Genomic DNA, 17,845 nt, shown 5'->3' with positions numbered 1-17,845 from the left:
CAGATACAGCCATTCCTAATGGTAGATTTAAAGAATGTCTAGGGTTTATGAAATTAATTCGCTATCGTGAAGAAAGACTAAATTGGAAATTTACTTATCCTGGGAATTTAAAACCTTTTGCTGATAATTGGGATGTGCAAGTATTGTTAGATATTCAAGTTTGGCAACCTGCAAATTATTGGATTAGTGAAATTAACAAACAATTGAAAAAACAAGCATTAGTCAGTTATATTTTGCCTTTTCCTGTAGAGAGAGTACGTCAGCAAGGAAGATTACCCATGCACTTTCAGATTTACCCTATTAGCGATCAGTCTAGTGTTTTAGATAATACACCTCCATACTGTATCGCCTTTGGGCAGTCTGCACTATTGCTAGACACCCTGACACATTGGTTTAAGAGTAAAGGGGATGAGATATGGATAGCGCAGTGTTGATATCCCTAATAGGGGTTCGCTGCTTTGTGAGCAGGGTAGAGTCAGCATCAGTGAATGATGAGTCTGTGTTTCAATCCCTATAAAAAGGGATTATTGATTTTAAGACCCTACAAACCAAGGATAGCATAAAAAATCTATTTAGGATTTTTATATGGTTACAGAATCATATTCACTGATATATTGTAATTAAATATTTTTTTGACTAAAATCACTTGTCTAAATAAAAAGACTATGCTAGGCTCTAAGTAATCCTTTAAACCAGGAAAAGCTTAGATGCAAAGCCAAAGCCCCGACCCCTTAGACGAACTCCGTTATTTAATCAATGATCTGATTGATCGCATTAAAGCACAGCAGCAGCACAATCTTATTCAAGACAATCGACTTTCAGCGCATGACAGTCGGATTGAAGAAATAGAGGAATCAATGGACTTATTTTTTAGAAAACTCGGTCAATTTGATTATCTAATTGGCAGAAATCAGGAACTAGAGGAAAAAAATGATTTTTACTTGCGAGATTGAAATATTTTCATTATGAGTAATTCCATTTCTGACGATTACACACATCTACTTATGGAAGTACAACAAAGGATTCGTTCAGCCCAGTATGAAGCATTAAAGGCAGTTAATCGGGAAATGATTAACTTGTATTGGGATATTGGGCAGATGATTGTCATCAAACAACAGGATGCTATTTGGGGTAAATCAGTAGTAGAAAAATTAGCAAAAGACTTACAAACAGAGTTTCCTGGTATTAGTGGTTTTTCTGCTCGCAATATCTGGAATATGCGAAATTTTTACGTCACATATAGCCAAAATGAAAAACTGCAACCAATGGTTGCAGAAATTGGATGGACTCATAATATAGTCATTTTAGAAAAGTGTAAAGATGACTTAGAACGAGAGTTTTATATTAGAATGACTCGAAAATTCGGATGGACAAAAAATGTTTTAATTCACCAAATTGAAAATCAAACTTATGAAAAAACTCTAGTCAATCAAACCAACTTTGATCAAAATATTTCAGTAGAGATACGTAACCAATTAAAACTAGCAGTTAAGGATGAATATACCTTTGATTTTTTAGAATTAGCAGATGAACACAGCGAACGACAGCTAGAAGAGTCAATTTTAGCAAAAATTCAACCATTCTTACAAGAAATGGGTGGCATATTTGCCTTCATTGGTAGTCAATATCGCTTAGAAGTTGATGATGAGGAATATTTCATAGATATTTTGTTATATCATCGGCGTTTAAAGTGTTTAGTAGCAATAGAATTAAAAATTGGTAAATTTTTACCTGAATATGTGGGAAAGATGCAGTTTTATTTAGCTGTTTTAGATGAAACTGTAAAATTACCAGAAGAAAATCCTTCTATTGGGATTATTCTTTGTAAATCTAAACAGAGAACTATAGTTGAGTATGCACTAAAGGAATCTAATAAACCAATTGGTGTAGCAACTTACCAAATAGTTTCTAAATTACCACAAGAACTAAAAAATCAACTTCCAGATCCAGAACAAGTTGCTAAATTATTAGAAGGATTTGAATGAATATTGAGTATGTTTGATTAAACAGGAGAATCACAAAATGCAAAATAATACTCCAACAATTGCAGAACTTCAAGAACTATCTTTACAACTTCCTGAAAAAATACCCTACTTAGAAATGTTAGTTCTGTTTGGCTCTAGAGCTACTGGTAACACAAATCTAAAAAGTGACTGGGATTTTGCTGTTTTATGTGATGAAAAACAACGCCATAATTACATAGAAAATAATATTTCTGCTTTGTTTGAAATGCCAATTTTAATTGGTGAAGTTTTAAAAATCAATCCAGACATTATAGATATTGTTGAACTAAATCAATGTTCTTGGTTAATTGCTCATTTTGTGGCTCGTGACGGAATTATTTTATTTGAAAAATGCCCTGGAGAATTTGATAATTTTCGCTCAAATTCCTTAAAAACTGAATCAGAGTTACAAAATTTTCGCCAAGAACAACGCCGAATTATTGAAATAGAATTAAAGAAGTGGGGAGCATGAATAATATAGATTCAGAAATAGTTTTAGCTAGACTAAGGTTAATTACTAAGTATTACAACACCTTAGAAGAATTTTGTTCTATTAGTCTTGAGGAATTTTTAGCTGATTTTCGTCAACAACTTATTGTAGAAAGACTCCTACAATTAATGACCCAAGCAGCAATAGACATTAACGATCATATATTGTCAAAACTCAACCCTGAAAAATCCTACACCAACTTTGAGGCTTTTATTGAACTAGCTAAATATCAAATTATTACACCAGAATTAGCGAAACAAATAGCCCCATCATCAGGATTAAGAAATCGTTTAGTTCATGAATATGATGATATAGATCCAAATCAAGTTTTTATGGCAATTCGTTTTGCTTTAAAGCAATATCCACTTTATGTCAGACAACTTAACTCTTACTTAATTTCCTTGGAATAAAACAATGGCTAAAAAAAGTAAAAAATCAGATGACTATCAACAATTATCACTTTTAGAAATGGAAATAAAAGATAATTCAACCTCTGAATTATCAGATGATGATTGGATGACAGGTGATGACTCTGACTTTGAATACAGATCTAATCTAAAAGTTGAAACAAAAACAGGAGCAATACTCACACTCAAATTATTGCAAAATGCAATTAAATCAGAAAATCATGATGATTTAATCATGCAAGAATTTAGTGAGTACGTTTTACCTAATCTTTTAAAATTAGCAATTGGAGTCACAGCTAAAGGTGGTAAATTTTTTGATTATCTCGATAACAAGAAACAAGAAGAAATAGAAAATTACCATCAAAATAATTTAGGAAAGAATCAAAAATTAAAAGAACCGAAAAAAATTGATCGTAGAAATGCAGGTGATCAATCCTTAAATACTCATCTATTGAATGGGTTGCTACCAGCTAATTTAATAGAACGTCGTCTAAAGAAACTTAATACAACTGTAAAAAGAGTTATTCAAGAACAAGAAAGGCGACTATTAATTGCTGGGTTTATTCTCCATGATTTTGAAAAATTTGATTATCAGCTATTTCTGAAAATGCCAGATAAATATAAAGCAATTTATCAAGATAAAGAACAAGACATTCGTAAATTATCTGTAGATGAACATCGGGAAATTATAGATGTGATGGTTTGTGAATTAGGACTTGATAAATTTGTCAGTCCTGATGAACCATCAGCATGGTTAGAATATCGAGATGATTTGTTATTTATTGCCTATAATGCCCAGCGGAGAAATGATACAAATCTCAATCTTTCTGAGTATGGGTTACAAGCCAAAATTGAGGATTATATTTTGACTTGTCTTGCTGATTTAACTTATTTAGCTGATTTACTTTCTTCAATTATCAAGCATCCTCAAGATGCGGAAAATCAGACATTAAATGGAATTCTTCACAGTCTGAGTGATGGTAAATTAAAATTCACATATCATCACATTGCCGAAAATAGAGGTGTTTTAACCAACGTTGTTAATAATGCTGTAATTGAAGCTCACACTAACTTAAATACTGACGAAAATAGATATTATCAACCTTTGTTATATCTACCCACAGGGGTAATTTATCTAGCGTTGCGTGATGCTCCTCCTATTTCACCAGAAATTTTACCAAATCTGGTAGTTAATAAGATTAAATCCCTTTGTTCTGGTCAATTAAAACTTAGACAAACGGGATTTGGTAGAGATGGAAAAGGAATGAAATATGCTGAATATTACAATCTATTTTTTGATTCTCCCGGTTTAATGCAAGTTGCGTTAGATGCTACTTTACGCATTTTAAATACTGGCAAAACATCTGTTGGTAAAAGTCGCAGTGAAAATTTAGTTAAGTTTCAAAAACAAAATGTTTTATCCATTGATTATGACTTTAATTTTGATGATGATATTCGCATTGATCAAATTGCCGAATTTGGAGATCTAATTACTCGTAAAATTTGGGAAGAAACAGTTGAGAGGATTGAAACCGCACGGAAGAAAGATAAAAAACTTCCAGAACTTCCAAATTTTGATTTAACTCACAAAGTCGCTGAATTTTGGAATTTAACTGAATATCTTTCACAAGTTAGAGAAATTCAACGCATTAATGAAAGTTTGAAAGAACAAAAACTCAAAGGTAATACAGGAGGTGTACCTTATGAATGGTATTATCTAGCGGCTAAATATCTGGAAAAACATCCAGGTATTGAAGATGTCCGCGAAAATTGTCAACAGGTAATTTATTACTTGACAGATTTAATTTCCCCAATTCTGGCACAATATCAATTACCTGATGGTTGGGATGATTTAAGGTTGTGGGTATCAAGAGTTGTGATGCTACCTACTACCAAGCAAGAAACTTCTGTAAAAACTGAAGTTGATAATTTTATCAATGAGTTGAATAATTATAACGCTGCGAAAAAATCAGGCAGGGGTAAACAATTAATTTGCTCAATTTCTCATTCTGCATACACTGTAACTGAGCAAATGGAATCAGCAGTTTTATTTACACCCCAAGTTTATACAAATAAACAAATGTTAGGAGGTTCTAACGCTAAACGCAACATTTCCAGTATTGCAGGTGTGGAAATGATGCTCAGACAAATATTAATGAATCAAACTCAAGCTGTGGGTAAAAGATTTGAAGATGGTAAATATCGCTATCTCTATTTTTATCCAACTTATTACTTCACTCCAGAAACTAATAAGTTTTTACAAAAAGCCTACATGAATATTGCTCAAACTCGTTTTGATACTAGCATTCGCAATCACTTCATCAGTAAAGATTTACAGGTTGATTTGGGTAAAGAAAATTATCAAAGTGTGGATAGTTTCTTAATTGATGAAAATTTAGATAGTGAAAAAGACCGCACATTTAAACTTTCCTATCCTGAAGATCAACCTTTAACATTTTACTTCATGGCCTTACCACCAGGAAGAGACAGCACTGATACAGAATCTTGGGTAATGCCGAGTTGGTTAGCCTTCGCTTTTCCCATGATTTTAGATGTGAAAACTGTGGTTTCCGAGTCTCCTATTCCCCCATTTAATGATGGTGCAGAATTTGAAGAAACCGTTTTTCTTGATAGTGCGCCTCATGCTTTTAGAACTTTAGTAAAAAGAGATAGATTTCGCCTTGATTACATTCTTGAAGGTTGGGAAGAGTACGGTATTCAATATCCGGCACCCTTAAATGTTTTAACTGCTGCTTATGCCATTCATTTAGATGTCAATGCAAAGCAAGGTAAAACTGGCTATGATGCTAATTGGGGGAAATTTACGGAATTAGCAAAGGATTTTGAAACCAGTCCGCTTCATGTCTTTGCTTATCTCAATAAATGGGTGCGTAATCAAAAACTTGATGCTCCAAGCATTAATAAGGTCAAGCTTTATGCTTATCATTTTTACCCCTGTTTTGATCCCTATACAAAATTTGATTCTAATGAGGAGAAATTAATTGTGGAAGAAAAATCAACTTTGAATCATCCGCAAAAATTAACGGAATTATATCGCCGTTTTTATCGAGCTAATAAAAGGTTTAATCCTAAAGCTAATGCTGTTTTAAAACCCATTGATATCGCTGCGGATACTATTCTTAAAGCAGATTCTAGTGTATTTGATGGGGAAACTTTAATTGCTGCTGTATCCGCAAAGATTTTTAAACTTATGGAGCGGGTAGATTCTTCTACTGCTGAAGGACGTTGGGTATTTAAGCGTAATCAGAGAGAAGAAGAAAGACAAGCAATTTTAGAATTTGCTGAGTATTTTGTAGAGGAGGTATTTGAAAAATCATTTGCAAGCGATCGCGCCCGGTTAGCAGGTCGTCAATTGAATCTCATTCGAGATACCTGTGAATTTCTTTATCGTTTAGCAGATGATGAAGAACGTAAAGCACGTCCCCAAGATGAACCTGATGAAATTACCGAGATTGAAACTGAGGAAAACTAGATTATGACTATTCTTGATCCTACTCAGTCTTATACTTTTAGCAAATATTTTGAGATGCACATTTCACCTCAAGATTTTGCTCAAGAATTTGGCTATACATTTACTCGAAAACGTTTGAATTTACCCCAATATCAAGAGAATCTAGACCGATTAAAAGAATTGCAAGAACGACTTGATGAAATTCTTCCATACTTTGATTTAGCCAATGAGACAAGTCGCAGAGAAGTATTAATTTCTCCCATAATTTTAGACTTAGTTCACTATACTAAATCACAGGTGAGAATTGAATATCAAATTAAGGTCAGCGAACAACTACAAGGTTACTTTGATTATCTGATCAAAAATCGCAATAACCTCTTAGTAATCGAAGCTAAAAAAGAGGATTTAGATTATGGGATGACACAGCTTTTTGCAGAATTAATTGCCCTAGATCAATGGCAAGAAAATCAACAACAAACCCACCTTATCGGTTCAGTTACTACTGGTAAAATATGGGAATTTGCCCAACTAGATCGCATTAATAAACATCTGATTCAAGGACTTGATAGCTATCGTGTTCCTGATGACTTAGACCCCTTAATGCGGATTCTTGTTCAAGCTCTCATTTAATTTACTCTCATCGCCATTAAACATTTATTTCCAGGAGAAAATTATGCCACTCTTAAAAACTGTTGACGCTAAATTATTTCAAACAGAAATTCCCTACAAACCAATGGGTAAATATGTCCACTTCCTCACCATTCGCGTTACCGAATCTTATCCATTATTTCAAACAGATAGCGAACTAAATAAAGCAAGAGTTAGAGCAGGAGTCAAAGACAAAAACACCATTAGTCGTCTTTCTATGTTCAAGCGTAAACAGTCTACACCAGAAAGATTAGTAGGTCGGGAATTATTGCGGAAATACGAATTTATGACAGCAGAAGAATGTGAATATAACGTATCTTTTGCAATGGATAATCCTGATTGCATTATTTACGGTTTTGCTATTGGTGATTCTGGTTCAGAAAAATCCAAAGTTGTTGTCGATACCGCATTTTCAATTACTGCTTTTGATGAATCTCATGAAACCTTTACTCTCAATGCTCCTTTTGAAAATGGGACAATGGCTTCTAAAGGAGAAAGTGGTTCTAAAGCTGGTGAAGTTACTAGCAGAATTAATCAACAAGACCACATTAGACCACAGGTATTTTTCCCCAGCATTGTCACATTAAAAGACCCCACAGAAGCTAGTTTCCTGTATGTTTTTAATAACATCCTCCGAACTCGTCACTATGGCGCACAAACAACCCGTACAGGTCGCGTTAGAAATGAATTAGTCGGTGTGATTTTTGCTGATGGAGAAATTACCAGTAACCTGCGGTGGACTCAAGCCATATATGACCAAATGAAAGCAAATAATACTCTCAAATCCCCAGATCCTTTAGATGAAGATGATGTAATTGCTGCTGCTAAAATTGCAATTGAAAATTTAATTGCTGATGAATTTATTGTGCATACGAATTTTATTGGTGAGGATTTTTCACGGTTATTAACTGAAGTCAAAAACCTAACTAATAACGAAGCGGGAATTAAATCAATTTTGCAAAAAGCCGACGATGAAGCTAAGGCTTATGCTAAAAAGCATATTAAAGGTAAATCTGAAGAAGCAAAAGCCGCAAAATCAAAAGCCGGTAAAAAATCTGTAGCAACGGAGTAATAAAAATGGTGTTTATCTACCGTTGTCAATTAGAACTACATGACAGCCTCTATTTTGCCACCCGTGAAATCGGCAGACTTTACGAAACAGAGCCAATAATTCATAATTATGCCCTCTGTTATGCACTCGGTTTAGTTGATAGTCTAATCTACTCAACAACTGTTGCTGATGAAGATTCCTATTGCTATTTCTGCCCCGAACAAGTTCCAAAATATGAAGCACATTTAATCCCTTTAAATGAACAAGGAATCTACATAACTCCGGCTCGTTCTCTGAGACATTCATCTATTCTCAATACATGGAAATATGCCAATAATAACTACCATGTAGAAATGGAGAAAACCCAAAAGAATATTCCCAGCTTTGGACGAGCAAAGGAAATTGCCCCAGAAAGTCAATTTGAGTTTTTTCTAATTGCTCAAAAAGAAATCAAATTACCTAAATGGATTCGTTTAGGTAAATGGATGAGTAAAGCAGAAATTACAGTGAAAAAATTACCACAACCAAAAACAAAAACTGATTTATTCACTTGTACTCATCCTTTAAACCCGTTAGATGTCATGTTTACTAATCAAGTCATTAGTTATGACGTGGTAAATATGCCGCCAGTAAGTCTGATTCAAAATGTGCAAATGCAAGGAGAATATTACTATTTTGATGATGTCAAAAATGTAAAAATTCCTAAAGAAATGCAATACAGATTTAAGGCTTAAATTCTCATCATTTTCACACTTACAAATCCTGTGGGGTGGGCATCTTGCCCGCCCTTAACTTAAAATTTTCAATCATCAATAATATGCCCCATAGTCTCATCCTCAACATCATCCCCCAATCTCCAATTTACCCCAATTTCCTCACCGGAAGACATTACCACGCCTTATTTCTTAATCTAGTCAGTTCTGTTGATAGAAAATTAGGAGACTACTTACACCAATCCAACGCCGATAAAGCCTTTACTCTCTCGCCATTGCAGGTACAAAACAAACATAAAACCCAATCTTATACTTTGCAATATGCCCATCAAAATCCTATTCCTGCTGGTACTTCTTGTTGGTGGCGTATTTCTTTCTTAAATGACAATTTGTTTAATCAGCTTACACCTTTATGGTTAAATATCAACCCCAAACAACCTTGGCACTTAGGTTCAGCTAATCTATATATTACTAGCATTCAAGGTACACCCCAATTTAAACAACCTTGGGCTAATGCTTGTAGTTATTCCCAATTATATCAACAAGCAAGCGAAACAGAACGCAATCTTAATTTCATCTTTTCTACACCTGTAGCTTTTCGTCAAGGTGCATTTGATAATGTTTTACCAACAAGGGAATCTGTATTCAATAGTCTACTAAATCGGTGGCATAAATATAGCGATATTGAATTAACTGATATTTCCTTGGAATCAATTTATGCTAGTGCTTTTAATATCAATACTCAAGTTATCAGCAACTATGAAAACAAATTTATTGGTTGTTTGGGTGAAATTAGTTATCGCATTCTTGGCAATGTAGAAACAACAGCAATTAAACAAATTAACACCTTGGCTGATTTTGCTTTATATGCGGGAATCGGACGTAAAACAACAATGGGAATGGGCATGGTGAGGAGAAGGTGACAGAAAATTGTAGGTTGGGTTGACGCAAGGAAACCCAACATGATCATATTCATTATCAACGCTTTTGTTGGGTTGCGCTATCGCTTAACCCAACCTACAAATTAATCAATTTTTATATCTTATGCTACTTGAAAACATCAATTCTGATGATTACGTTAATATTGCCTCATTAAATCAATATTCCTACTGTCCTCACCGTTGCTGGTTGATTCACTGTGCAGGGGAATTTATTGATAATCAATACACAATTGAAGGTACAAGTTTACATGAACGAGTTCACACAGTTGGAGAACAAAATCGTGAGGAAACTTGGCAGATACGCGCCATTTATTTGAAATCGGAGCAATATCAACTTATCGGTAAATCTGATTTAATTGAATTTGAAAATGGCGAATTTTACCCTATTGAATATAAACGCGGACGTAAAGGAGAATGGGATAATGATGAATTGCAAGTTTGCGCTCAGGCTTTGTGTTTGGAGGAAATGACAGGCAAAAATATCAATACTGGCTATATCTATTACGCTCAAACTCATCAACGCAAATTAGTAGAAATTACCCCAGAATTACGAAGTATTACCATTGCGACTATTGAGGCTATCCAAACCTTACTGTTTACAGGTGCTATGCCAAAAGCTATCAAAACAAAACGCTGTGATGGTTGTAGTCTTTATTCTCGATGTTTGCCACAAGTTGCTGATAAAGTCGGGCGTTATCAAGAAGCAAATTGAGAAATTTATACTTGATGCAAACACCTTTCTAAAACTCCTTTTACTCTCACCTGTCTACTGTCAACTATTTTGAGGATTTAATCATGGGTACTCTTTACATCACACAAGATGATGCTTTTATTGGTAAGGTTGATGAACGAATTCATGTGAAATTTGAAAAGAAAATTCTTCAAGATATTCCTTTTATTCATCTGGAAGGTGTAGTTATTTTAGGACGAGCAACTATTTCCCCAGCGGTTGTTTTTGAGTTAATGGAACGCCATATTCCTCTATCTTTTATTAGTAATATTGGTCATTATTTAGGACGGTTACAGCCAGAAATGACTGGTAATATTTTCATTCGCAAGGCACAATGGCAAGCAGCAGGAGAAACACCTAAATCTATTCATGCTGTTCAAGGTTTTGTGAGGGGAAAATTAAAAAATTATCGTCAAACTTTGATGCGGTATCAGCGTGAATTTAGTGATCTTGATCTATCTAAAGATATTCTTCGCATTGAACAGGTAATTACTGCAATTAATTCAACTGAAAATATCAGTTCTTTGCGTGGTTTGGAAGGTTCTGGTAGTGCTGTTTATTTTGGTTGTTTTGATCGTCTGATTCGTAATTCTCAATTTTCTTTTACTAAGCGTGTCCGTCGTCCACCTACAGATCCAGTAAATTCATTGTTAAGTTTTGGTTATTCTTTATTGCGTCATGATCTGCAAAGTGCTGTGAATATTGTCGGTTTTGATCCATATTTAGGATACCTACATTTTGATCGCTATAATCGTCCTTCTTTAGCTTTGGATTTAATGGAAGAATTTCGCCCTTTAGTGGTAGATGCGGTGGTTTTATCTATTTTGAATAAGCAATTATTAACCCCAGCAGATTTTGTAACTGAACCATTAAGCGGCGCTGTTTCTCTCACTCCAGAAGGACGCAAAACTTTTTTGACTTTGTACGAAAAGAAAAAACTATCGGAGTTTAAACATCCAGTAATGGGACGTAAATGTACTTATCGAGAAGCTTTTGAATTACAAGCAAGATTACTGGCTAAGTATTTAATGGGAACAACTGATAAATATCCCCCTTTAATACTGAAATAAAACCTCTCTAATCAATAAGGTATAACGGAACACACAATTTATGAATGTTGTTATTTCTTACGATATTTCTGAGGATAAACGGCGGACTAAAATCCATAGCATTCTCAAGTCCTATGGTCAATGGGTGCAGTATAGTATTTTTGAATGTGAGTTAACTGATACTCAATATGCTAAGTTAAGATCGCGTCTTAATAAACTCATTAAACCTGAAACCGACAGCATTCGCTTTTACTTCCTTTGTGCTTGCTGTTTTGGTAAAATAGAGAGAATTGGTGGTGAACAACCCCGTGATCAGACAATTTTCTTCGCTTAATAATGCGCGGATGGGTGGGTGTAAAAAATTCAGATGAGGAAAAAATGCCTGAAATCATTTCTACACAAGCTTTTCATGGATTTTATGGAGTTCACCCATCCGCGCACCTTACACAGCAGGAGTTTCAGCTATTTTACCCCTTGACACTTTTTTTGAAATGGATTATTATCAGAATATCCGCGCAACTGAACCTTGAAAACTACATATATATAGGCTTTCAGCATTCCACAATTGCAATTTAACTTACTCCCTATTAGGGATTGAAACACGCCTGTTACGGGGGGGGGTAACAGACCCGTAACAGGATTGCAATTTAACTTACTCCCTATTAGGGATTGAAACCGCCTGATAATGGCATTGGAATTTGATATTGATAATTGCAATTTAACTTACTCCCTATTAGGGATTGAAACGATCCCTGAGATCCATCCTACTCTCTAGCCGCCTTTGATTGCAATTTAACTTACTCCCTATTAGGGATTGAAACTACCCCATGAGCAGCCCAGCACGGCACTAAGTCTTCGGGTATTGCAATTTAACTTACTCCCTATTAGGGATTGAAACGGGCAAGTTTCTTTTCGGCTGATGACAGAAAATGGGCAATTGCAATTTAACTTACTCCCTATTAGGGATTGAAACGCATTTTGACGCAAGCATCAAATTAGACTCAACTATTGCAATTTAACTTACTCCCTATTAGGGATTGAAACATACCAAAGATAGCTGCGGTTGAAAGCGTTGCTACCGGGGCATTGCAATTTAACTTACTCCCTATTAGGGATTGAAACAAAATTCTTGCATCGGGGAAAAAAGCTAAGATCAATTGCAATTTAACTTACTCCCTATTAGGGATTGAAACCCCCTGAACTGGGGATAGACACAACATTAAATGATATTGCAATTTAACTTACTCCCTATTAGGGATTGAAACAAACGATGCCGACAAAACCTTAGCTGGCTTCCGATTGCAATTTAACTTACTCCCTATTAGGGATTGAAACGAAATCTACCTAATAAGGTAATTATGTCCAGAAAGCATTGCAATTTAACTTACTCCCTATTAGGGATTGAAACAATTATGCCCCCAAACTTATCTTGAGATTTGACAAAAATTGCAATTTAACTTACTCCCTATTAGGGATTGAAACAACTGATAGCGATCGCCCATTTGTTTCTGAGAGATTGCAATTTAACTTACTCCCTATTAGGGATTGAAACTTGCAATAATATCCTTCCAGATAAAGCCATAAGCAAAGGATCATTGCAATTTAACTTACTCCCTATTAGGGATTGAAACCAAAAAACTTGGATCTACATCGTGATATTTGCGTGAAATTGCAATTTAACTTACTCCCTATTAGGGATTGAAACAATTTTTCGATTTTTTCTGCAATTTTATTAATCGCTATCGTATTGCAATTTAACTTACTCCCTATTAGGGATTGAAACTCTTTTAATCCGGAAAAATATTAATGATTGAAAAAATCATTGCAATTTAACTTACTCCCTATTAGGGATTGAAACAGAGAATTTACCATATTCGCGCCAGCTTGATAAATTATTGCAATTTAACTTACTCCCTATTAGGGATTGAAACCCCGAGCATATTGTCCAGGGACACTCCAGTATTGAATTGATTGCAATTTAACTTACTCCCTATTAGGGATTGAAACTTCGCCTACTACTCCCCAAGTTTTTAGGGCATTTGATTGCAATTTAACTTACTCCCTATTAGGGATTGAAACGGAGGAAATATTGAGCAAAGATTTATATCGGGATTATTGCAATTTAACTTACTCCCTATTAGGGATTGAAACTAATGAGAGAAATGGCGCAGATGCACATCGCGCATTGCAATTTAACTTACTCCCTATTAGGGATTGAAACGCACCGCCAACGGTCAATCCCGAGATAAATCTTTGCTATTGCAATTTAACTTACTCCCTATTAGGGATTGAAACTTATACGGGAAAAGATATTTCTTCTGAGGAGCAAATTGCAATTTAACTTACTCCCTATTAGGGATTGAAACAGCAAGGAAATGAGAGCGATCGCATCCGCACAAATCTCCATTGCAATTTAACTTACTCCCTATTAGGGATTGAAACGCTGATTGGTTTGGACCCAATCCGCGACCTCCTAACATTGCAATTTAACTTACTCCCTATTAGGGATTGAAACATCAACATTGTTGACGATGCTGCCAGTGTTGACTAATTGCAATTTAACTTACTCCCTATTAGGGATTGAAACTATGAACCACAACACAAATTTCTGTAAATCTGTGGTTATTGCAATTTCACTTAAATCCCTATTAGGGATTGAAACGAAAATTGCGGGAGGCGATCGCAGGTGGTATGATTGCAATTTCACTTAATCCCCAAGATATTGGATTTTGGGCCTTGCTGAATTGGGGTATGAAATTGAAAAATCAAAAAAGTGAAACTCTTACCCTCAAAAGACTCTGCGCCTCTGCGTGAAATAAAATCATACTCTTAATCAGTAACGCCGGATTTTGTTCCTCAACCCAAATTACATAACTTATTTCGTCGGTAATTTTGGATGTTCTTGGGAGTATTTACTGACTAGGTTGGATACTTCTGGGTTATAAAGTCGCAGGTAATTCCAGTAATTACCGAATACTTGACGGACATAATTTTTGGTTTCATCAAAGGGAATTTCTTCCACAAATTCATCAGGATCTGTTTTGGGTATGGTTTGTAACCATTTAGCCACGTTACCCGGACCTGCATTATAACTAGCGATCGCTAACATGGAATTATTGTTATACTGTCGGTGAGTATAATCTAAGTACCAAGTCCCCAACATAATATTATCATTGGCATTTTCCAAATTGATTTTTTTGATATCTGCATTCATTTGTGGGGCTATCCACGCTGCTGTACTGGGCATAACTTGCATTAAACCTGTTGCACCCACCGGAGATTTAATTTTTGTCTGAAACCGAGACTCTTGCCGCATCAAAGCTGTTACTAACAGTGGATTAAGCTGACGAGAAATAGACCATTTTTCAATTTCCTGAAAATAGGGCCAGGGATAACGGGCTTGCCAGTAGATGCTTTTCTGACTTAAAGCTTGATATTCGGCTTTTTCGGCGGGTTTTTCCCGATCTTCTAATTTGGCAATTTTCTCAATCCCAGTCAGGTACTCACCCTTTGTTAATTTCATCAACCCTTCTGTAAATTCTTCAGCGACACTAGGCTGATTTTTACTCTGAAATTCCGTTTCCCATTGTAACCAAGCATCACGGTCTTGTCCTAATAAATACAATTCTTTAAAGGTTTCAGAACCCGCAGGTGGTACAGGACGTTGAGATAGTATAATTTTCGGATTCATCAAGCGCAGGCTGTCAAAATTACCTACATTTAAACCCAAAATACTCGCAGAACGCCAGGCATAATAAGAGTAAGGAAATTCACTAATCACAGACTTATAAGCTGTGACAGCTTCCTCTTGCTTACCTAATATCGTCGCCCATTTACCTACCCAAAATCCGGCTCTGGGTGCTAAAATACTACTCTTGTTATTAATGGTAATTGGTTGCGCCCATTCCCATGCCCCTAAATAGTCATTGTTTTTTGCCTTGGTTTGGGCTGTTTTCCAGCGAAATTCTGCCGCTTCATCACTCGTACTATATTTACCTATTAATAATTTATATGTGCTATCAGCCGATTCATGATCTTTTAAAGTTGTCAATAATGTGGCTTTTTTTACCAATGCTTGCGGTGCTATTTCTGGAAATTTACTAATAATTTCGTCAAAATAGGTAATAGATTCTTGACCTTTGCTAATGTTTGATAATCTTAATAAAGCTATACCTGTTTCTGTCGCAGTGGGAAATTTTTGCAGCAGTTGTTTATAAACCGTAACGGCTTGATCTTGCTGTTTATTTAGTTGTAATCCCCTAGCAATGCGGTAGAGGCTGGTGGCCGTTTTCGGCGCTTGCATATAAGCATCTTTAGCTTTCGTGAATTGATTATGATCCCAGTAAACTGAACCAATTAGTTCCCAGTCTCCAGGTTTGAGTTGGGTTTGTTTCACTAATTGATCTAATACACCCACAATTCCCGGCTCGTCAGCAGCGTATTTAGCTAGGATTAATTGTAAGTTCGGCTGATTTGAGTTATCTTTTAAGCTTTTGCGAATAATTTCCCAGGTCAGAGGATGGGAGGGAAATTGTGCGATCGCTTGATTATATAATTTTGGTTGAGCGATCGCATATATGGCTTTGACTACCGCCGCTTCCTTACTATATTCCTTTACTACCCTTTGGCGCAAATCTGAAGCTTTCCTATCTTCGCCTAAAATATCATGAGCTTGGGCTTGTTTAAGTAAAATATAAGGAGCTAAAACAGGATAGTCTTTTTCCAATCCTACCAATAAACTCAGTGCTTTTTTTCCTTGGGAGGTTTCTACATAATCACTGGCCAATAGATAACGGGCCCGTTCCCGATCTGGTGAACTACCTTTTTCAGCAATTTCTCGGAGCTTTGTTAATCTTTCTGGTACAGATTCAGACAACAGAGAAAATACAACTGACTTGACTTTATCAGCCTCAGATAACCCTTCCGGCTTACTCTGACCCAAGTTCAACCATTGACTTAGGGTTTTGCCAGCTTGGGGGGCTGACACCATTGCCCCAGCTAAAAAGGCACATAGTCCAGCGCCAGCAAGCAGATAAATTTGTCTTTTCTGTAGTTTCTTTAACATTGATACTCGCTGTTTGCCTTGTGTCTCCAAAAGTTGGCGATTAATCTCTTTGCAACTCTAACATTAGGGTAACACCCATGACCAACTTTTACTGCTATGGTGGCAGACTTTCCACTAATTTAGAGCAATTCTTTGGTCTCAACAGGGAATAGGGAATAATGAGTGACTTTTTAAATATCCCCTAATTCGCCCCCCCACACCGGACAAATGGCAATAAATCCTCTAAAATCACCTCATGATAATGTTCTTGGGGGTAATGTCCCACATTATTAAGTTTGATAATTTCACCATTTGCTACAGATTTAACCAAGTTTTCCGCCATATCTACAGATAACCAAGGATCTATCATCCCCCATTGTACTAAAATCGGTTTTTGCCATTCTTTTAACCCATTTTCTATTTCTATCATCCCTTTTTCTAATTGTAAATTGCGAATTGTCCCTAGGAGACTTCTCCCAGACGCAGAACTTTTCAAAAATGGTTTTCTATAAACATCTAAATCTTGATCTTCAATGCGGTAACAACTACCACTTTCTAAGGTTCTATCCACTAATAAGGGGTCTTGGGTGATTATATCCCCAGCTAAAGGTAAACCCATTTGTTTGATTTTCCAAGGGATTTTCACCGACGTAGAAATCGGTGTATTTAAAATCGCTATATTAGCAATCTTCTCAGCATGACGTAAGGCGTATTGTAACCCAACTGAACCTAAAAATCCTTGGACAACTAAGGAAAATCTCTCTAATTTTAGAGCTTCAACAAATCCTTCTAGTGCTTTGATAAATTCATCTGGAGTATAAGCAAAATCCTCCTTCTCTGGTTTACCTGAAAATCCGCAACCAATCCAGTCAGGAGCGATCGCTCTAGTTCCTTGTGCTGCTAAACTGGGAATAATATTCCTCCAACTATAACTTTGAGAAACTAACCCATGTAACAATAACACGGGAATTAAGTCCGTTCTACCCATCGGTTCAGCTTCCCGATAAAACCATTCTAAAGAATCTACTGTAATTTTATGTTCTTGAATTGACACTTTATTTTATTTTCCTATGTGGGAATTCAATAGTACCGCACAGATAGCACAGAACTTTCCTATCATCCTACTAGGTAATAGGCAACCAAATTCCACAAGACAAAAAATAATTTTCAATTTTTTTCGCGTTTTATGAGTTAAGAGTATTGACTCGTGGCAGGGAATTTGCTATACTCAATCCTGATAAGGAAGAACTATCTCGCCATAAAATCACCGAAAATACCATCTTCACAAATTCCTATC

The 17,845-nt window shown here is 35.7% G+C and carries 14 protein-coding genes, 1 pseudogene and 1 CRISPR repeat array; of the genes and pseudogenes, 13 read left to right on the top strand and 2 right to left on the bottom strand.

Features of this window, described 5'->3' with window-relative positions; genetic code table 11:
- From ACIR310F_RS26975 to cas2, 13 genes and pseudogenes are all read left to right on the top strand, one after another.
- Window positions 1-434: pseudogene (locus ACIR310F_RS26975) on the top strand (type I-D CRISPR-associated helicase Cas3'); the annotation flags it as partial.
- A 273-nt stretch (window positions 435-707) separates the two neighbouring features.
- Window positions 708-953 (top strand): hypothetical protein, encoded by a 246-nt coding sequence (locus ACIR310F_RS0115085; protein ID WP_028084543.1) that lies wholly within the window; start codon window positions 708-710, stop codon window positions 951-953.
- A 12-nt stretch (window positions 954-965) separates the two neighbouring features.
- Complete coding sequence (locus tag ACIR310F_RS0115080; RefSeq protein WP_028084542.1) at window positions 966-1,985, top strand: PDDEXK nuclease domain-containing protein; 1,020 nt, start codon at window positions 966-968, stop codon at window positions 1,983-1,985.
- A gap of 37 nt (window positions 1,986-2,022) precedes the next feature.
- Window positions 2,023-2,475, top strand: a complete 453-nt coding sequence (gene mntA, locus ACIR310F_RS0115075) for a type VII toxin-antitoxin system MntA family adenylyltransferase antitoxin (RefSeq protein ID WP_028084541.1) — start codon at window positions 2,023-2,025, stop codon at window positions 2,473-2,475.
- Window positions 2,472-2,903 carry a type VII toxin-antitoxin system HepT family RNase toxin gene (gene hepT, locus ACIR310F_RS0115070; RefSeq protein ID WP_028084540.1) on the top strand — a complete coding sequence of 144 codons (432 nt, stop codon included), beginning with the start codon at window positions 2,472-2,474 and terminating at the stop codon, window positions 2,901-2,903. Before mntA ends, hepT begins: the two co-directional genes overlap by 4 nt.
- A gap of 4 nt (window positions 2,904-2,907) precedes the next feature.
- A complete protein-coding gene (gene cas10d / locus ACIR310F_RS0115065; RefSeq protein ID WP_028084539.1) occupies window positions 2,908-6,393 on the top strand; it encodes a type I-D CRISPR-associated protein Cas10d/Csc3 in 3,486 nt (1,161 codons plus the stop codon).
- A gap of 3 nt (window positions 6,394-6,396) precedes the next feature.
- Complete coding sequence (locus ACIR310F_RS0115060) at window positions 6,397-7,002, top strand: type I restriction enzyme HsdR N-terminal domain-containing protein (RefSeq protein WP_028084538.1); 606 nt, start codon at window positions 6,397-6,399, stop codon at window positions 7,000-7,002.
- Between the two features lie 43 nt (window positions 7,003-7,045).
- On the top strand, window positions 7,046-8,092 hold the full coding sequence (gene cas7d / locus ACIR310F_RS0115055; protein WP_028084537.1) for a type I-D CRISPR-associated protein Cas7/Csc2: 1,047 nt from the start codon (window positions 7,046-7,048) through the stop codon (window positions 8,090-8,092).
- A 5-nt stretch (window positions 8,093-8,097) separates the two neighbouring features.
- Window positions 8,098-8,805, top strand: a complete 708-nt coding sequence (gene cas5d / locus ACIR310F_RS0115050) for a type I-D CRISPR-associated protein Cas5/Csc1 (RefSeq protein WP_028084536.1) — start codon at window positions 8,098-8,100, stop codon at window positions 8,803-8,805.
- 83 nt (window positions 8,806-8,888) lie between these two features.
- Window positions 8,889-9,707, top strand: coding sequence for a CRISPR-associated endoribonuclease Cas6 (gene cas6, locus ACIR310F_RS0115045; RefSeq protein WP_028084535.1), 819 nt, complete (start codon window positions 8,889-8,891; stop codon window positions 9,705-9,707).
- 121 nt (window positions 9,708-9,828) lie between these two features.
- Window positions 9,829-10,437, top strand: coding sequence for a CRISPR-associated protein Cas4 (cas4, locus tag ACIR310F_RS0115040; protein ID WP_051289673.1), 609 nt, complete (start codon window positions 9,829-9,831; stop codon window positions 10,435-10,437).
- 83 nt (window positions 10,438-10,520) lie between these two features.
- A complete protein-coding gene (cas1d, locus tag ACIR310F_RS0115035) occupies window positions 10,521-11,525 on the top strand; it encodes a type I-D CRISPR-associated endonuclease Cas1d (RefSeq protein ID WP_028084533.1) in 1,005 nt (334 codons plus the stop codon).
- Between the two features lie 40 nt (window positions 11,526-11,565).
- Complete coding sequence (cas2, locus tag ACIR310F_RS0115030) at window positions 11,566-11,838, top strand: CRISPR-associated endonuclease Cas2 (RefSeq protein WP_028084532.1); 273 nt, start codon at window positions 11,566-11,568, stop codon at window positions 11,836-11,838.
- A 230-nt stretch (window positions 11,839-12,068) separates the two neighbouring features.
- A CRISPR array of direct repeats spans window positions 12,069-14,091; the repeat unit is 37 nt; unit sequence ATTGCAATTTAACTTACTCCCTATTAGGGATTGAAAC.
- A gap of 288 nt (window positions 14,092-14,379) precedes the next feature.
- Here the strand turns inward: cas2 and ACIR310F_RS0115015 are convergent.
- Together ACIR310F_RS0115015 and ACIR310F_RS0115010 are read right to left on the bottom strand one after the other, a co-directional pair.
- Window positions 14,380-16,569 carry a lytic transglycosylase domain-containing protein gene (locus ACIR310F_RS0115015; RefSeq protein WP_028084530.1) on the bottom strand — a complete coding sequence of 730 codons (2,190 nt, stop codon included), beginning with the start codon at window positions 16,567-16,569 and terminating at the stop codon, window positions 14,380-14,382.
- A 181-nt stretch (window positions 16,570-16,750) separates the two neighbouring features.
- Window positions 16,751-17,602: an alpha/beta fold hydrolase gene (locus ACIR310F_RS0115010; protein ID WP_028084529.1), complete on the bottom strand. Its 852-nt coding sequence runs from the start codon at window positions 17,600-17,602 to the stop codon at window positions 16,751-16,753.
- Between the last annotated feature and the right edge of the window lie 243 nt (window positions 17,603-17,845).

It is taken from the genome of Dolichospermum circinale AWQC310F (assembly GCF_000426925.1).
GTDB classification, from domain to species: domain Bacteria; phylum Cyanobacteriota; class Cyanobacteriia; order Cyanobacteriales; family Nostocaceae; genus Dolichospermum; species Dolichospermum circinale.
This window is presented reverse-complemented; position numbering and strand designations above follow the sequence as displayed.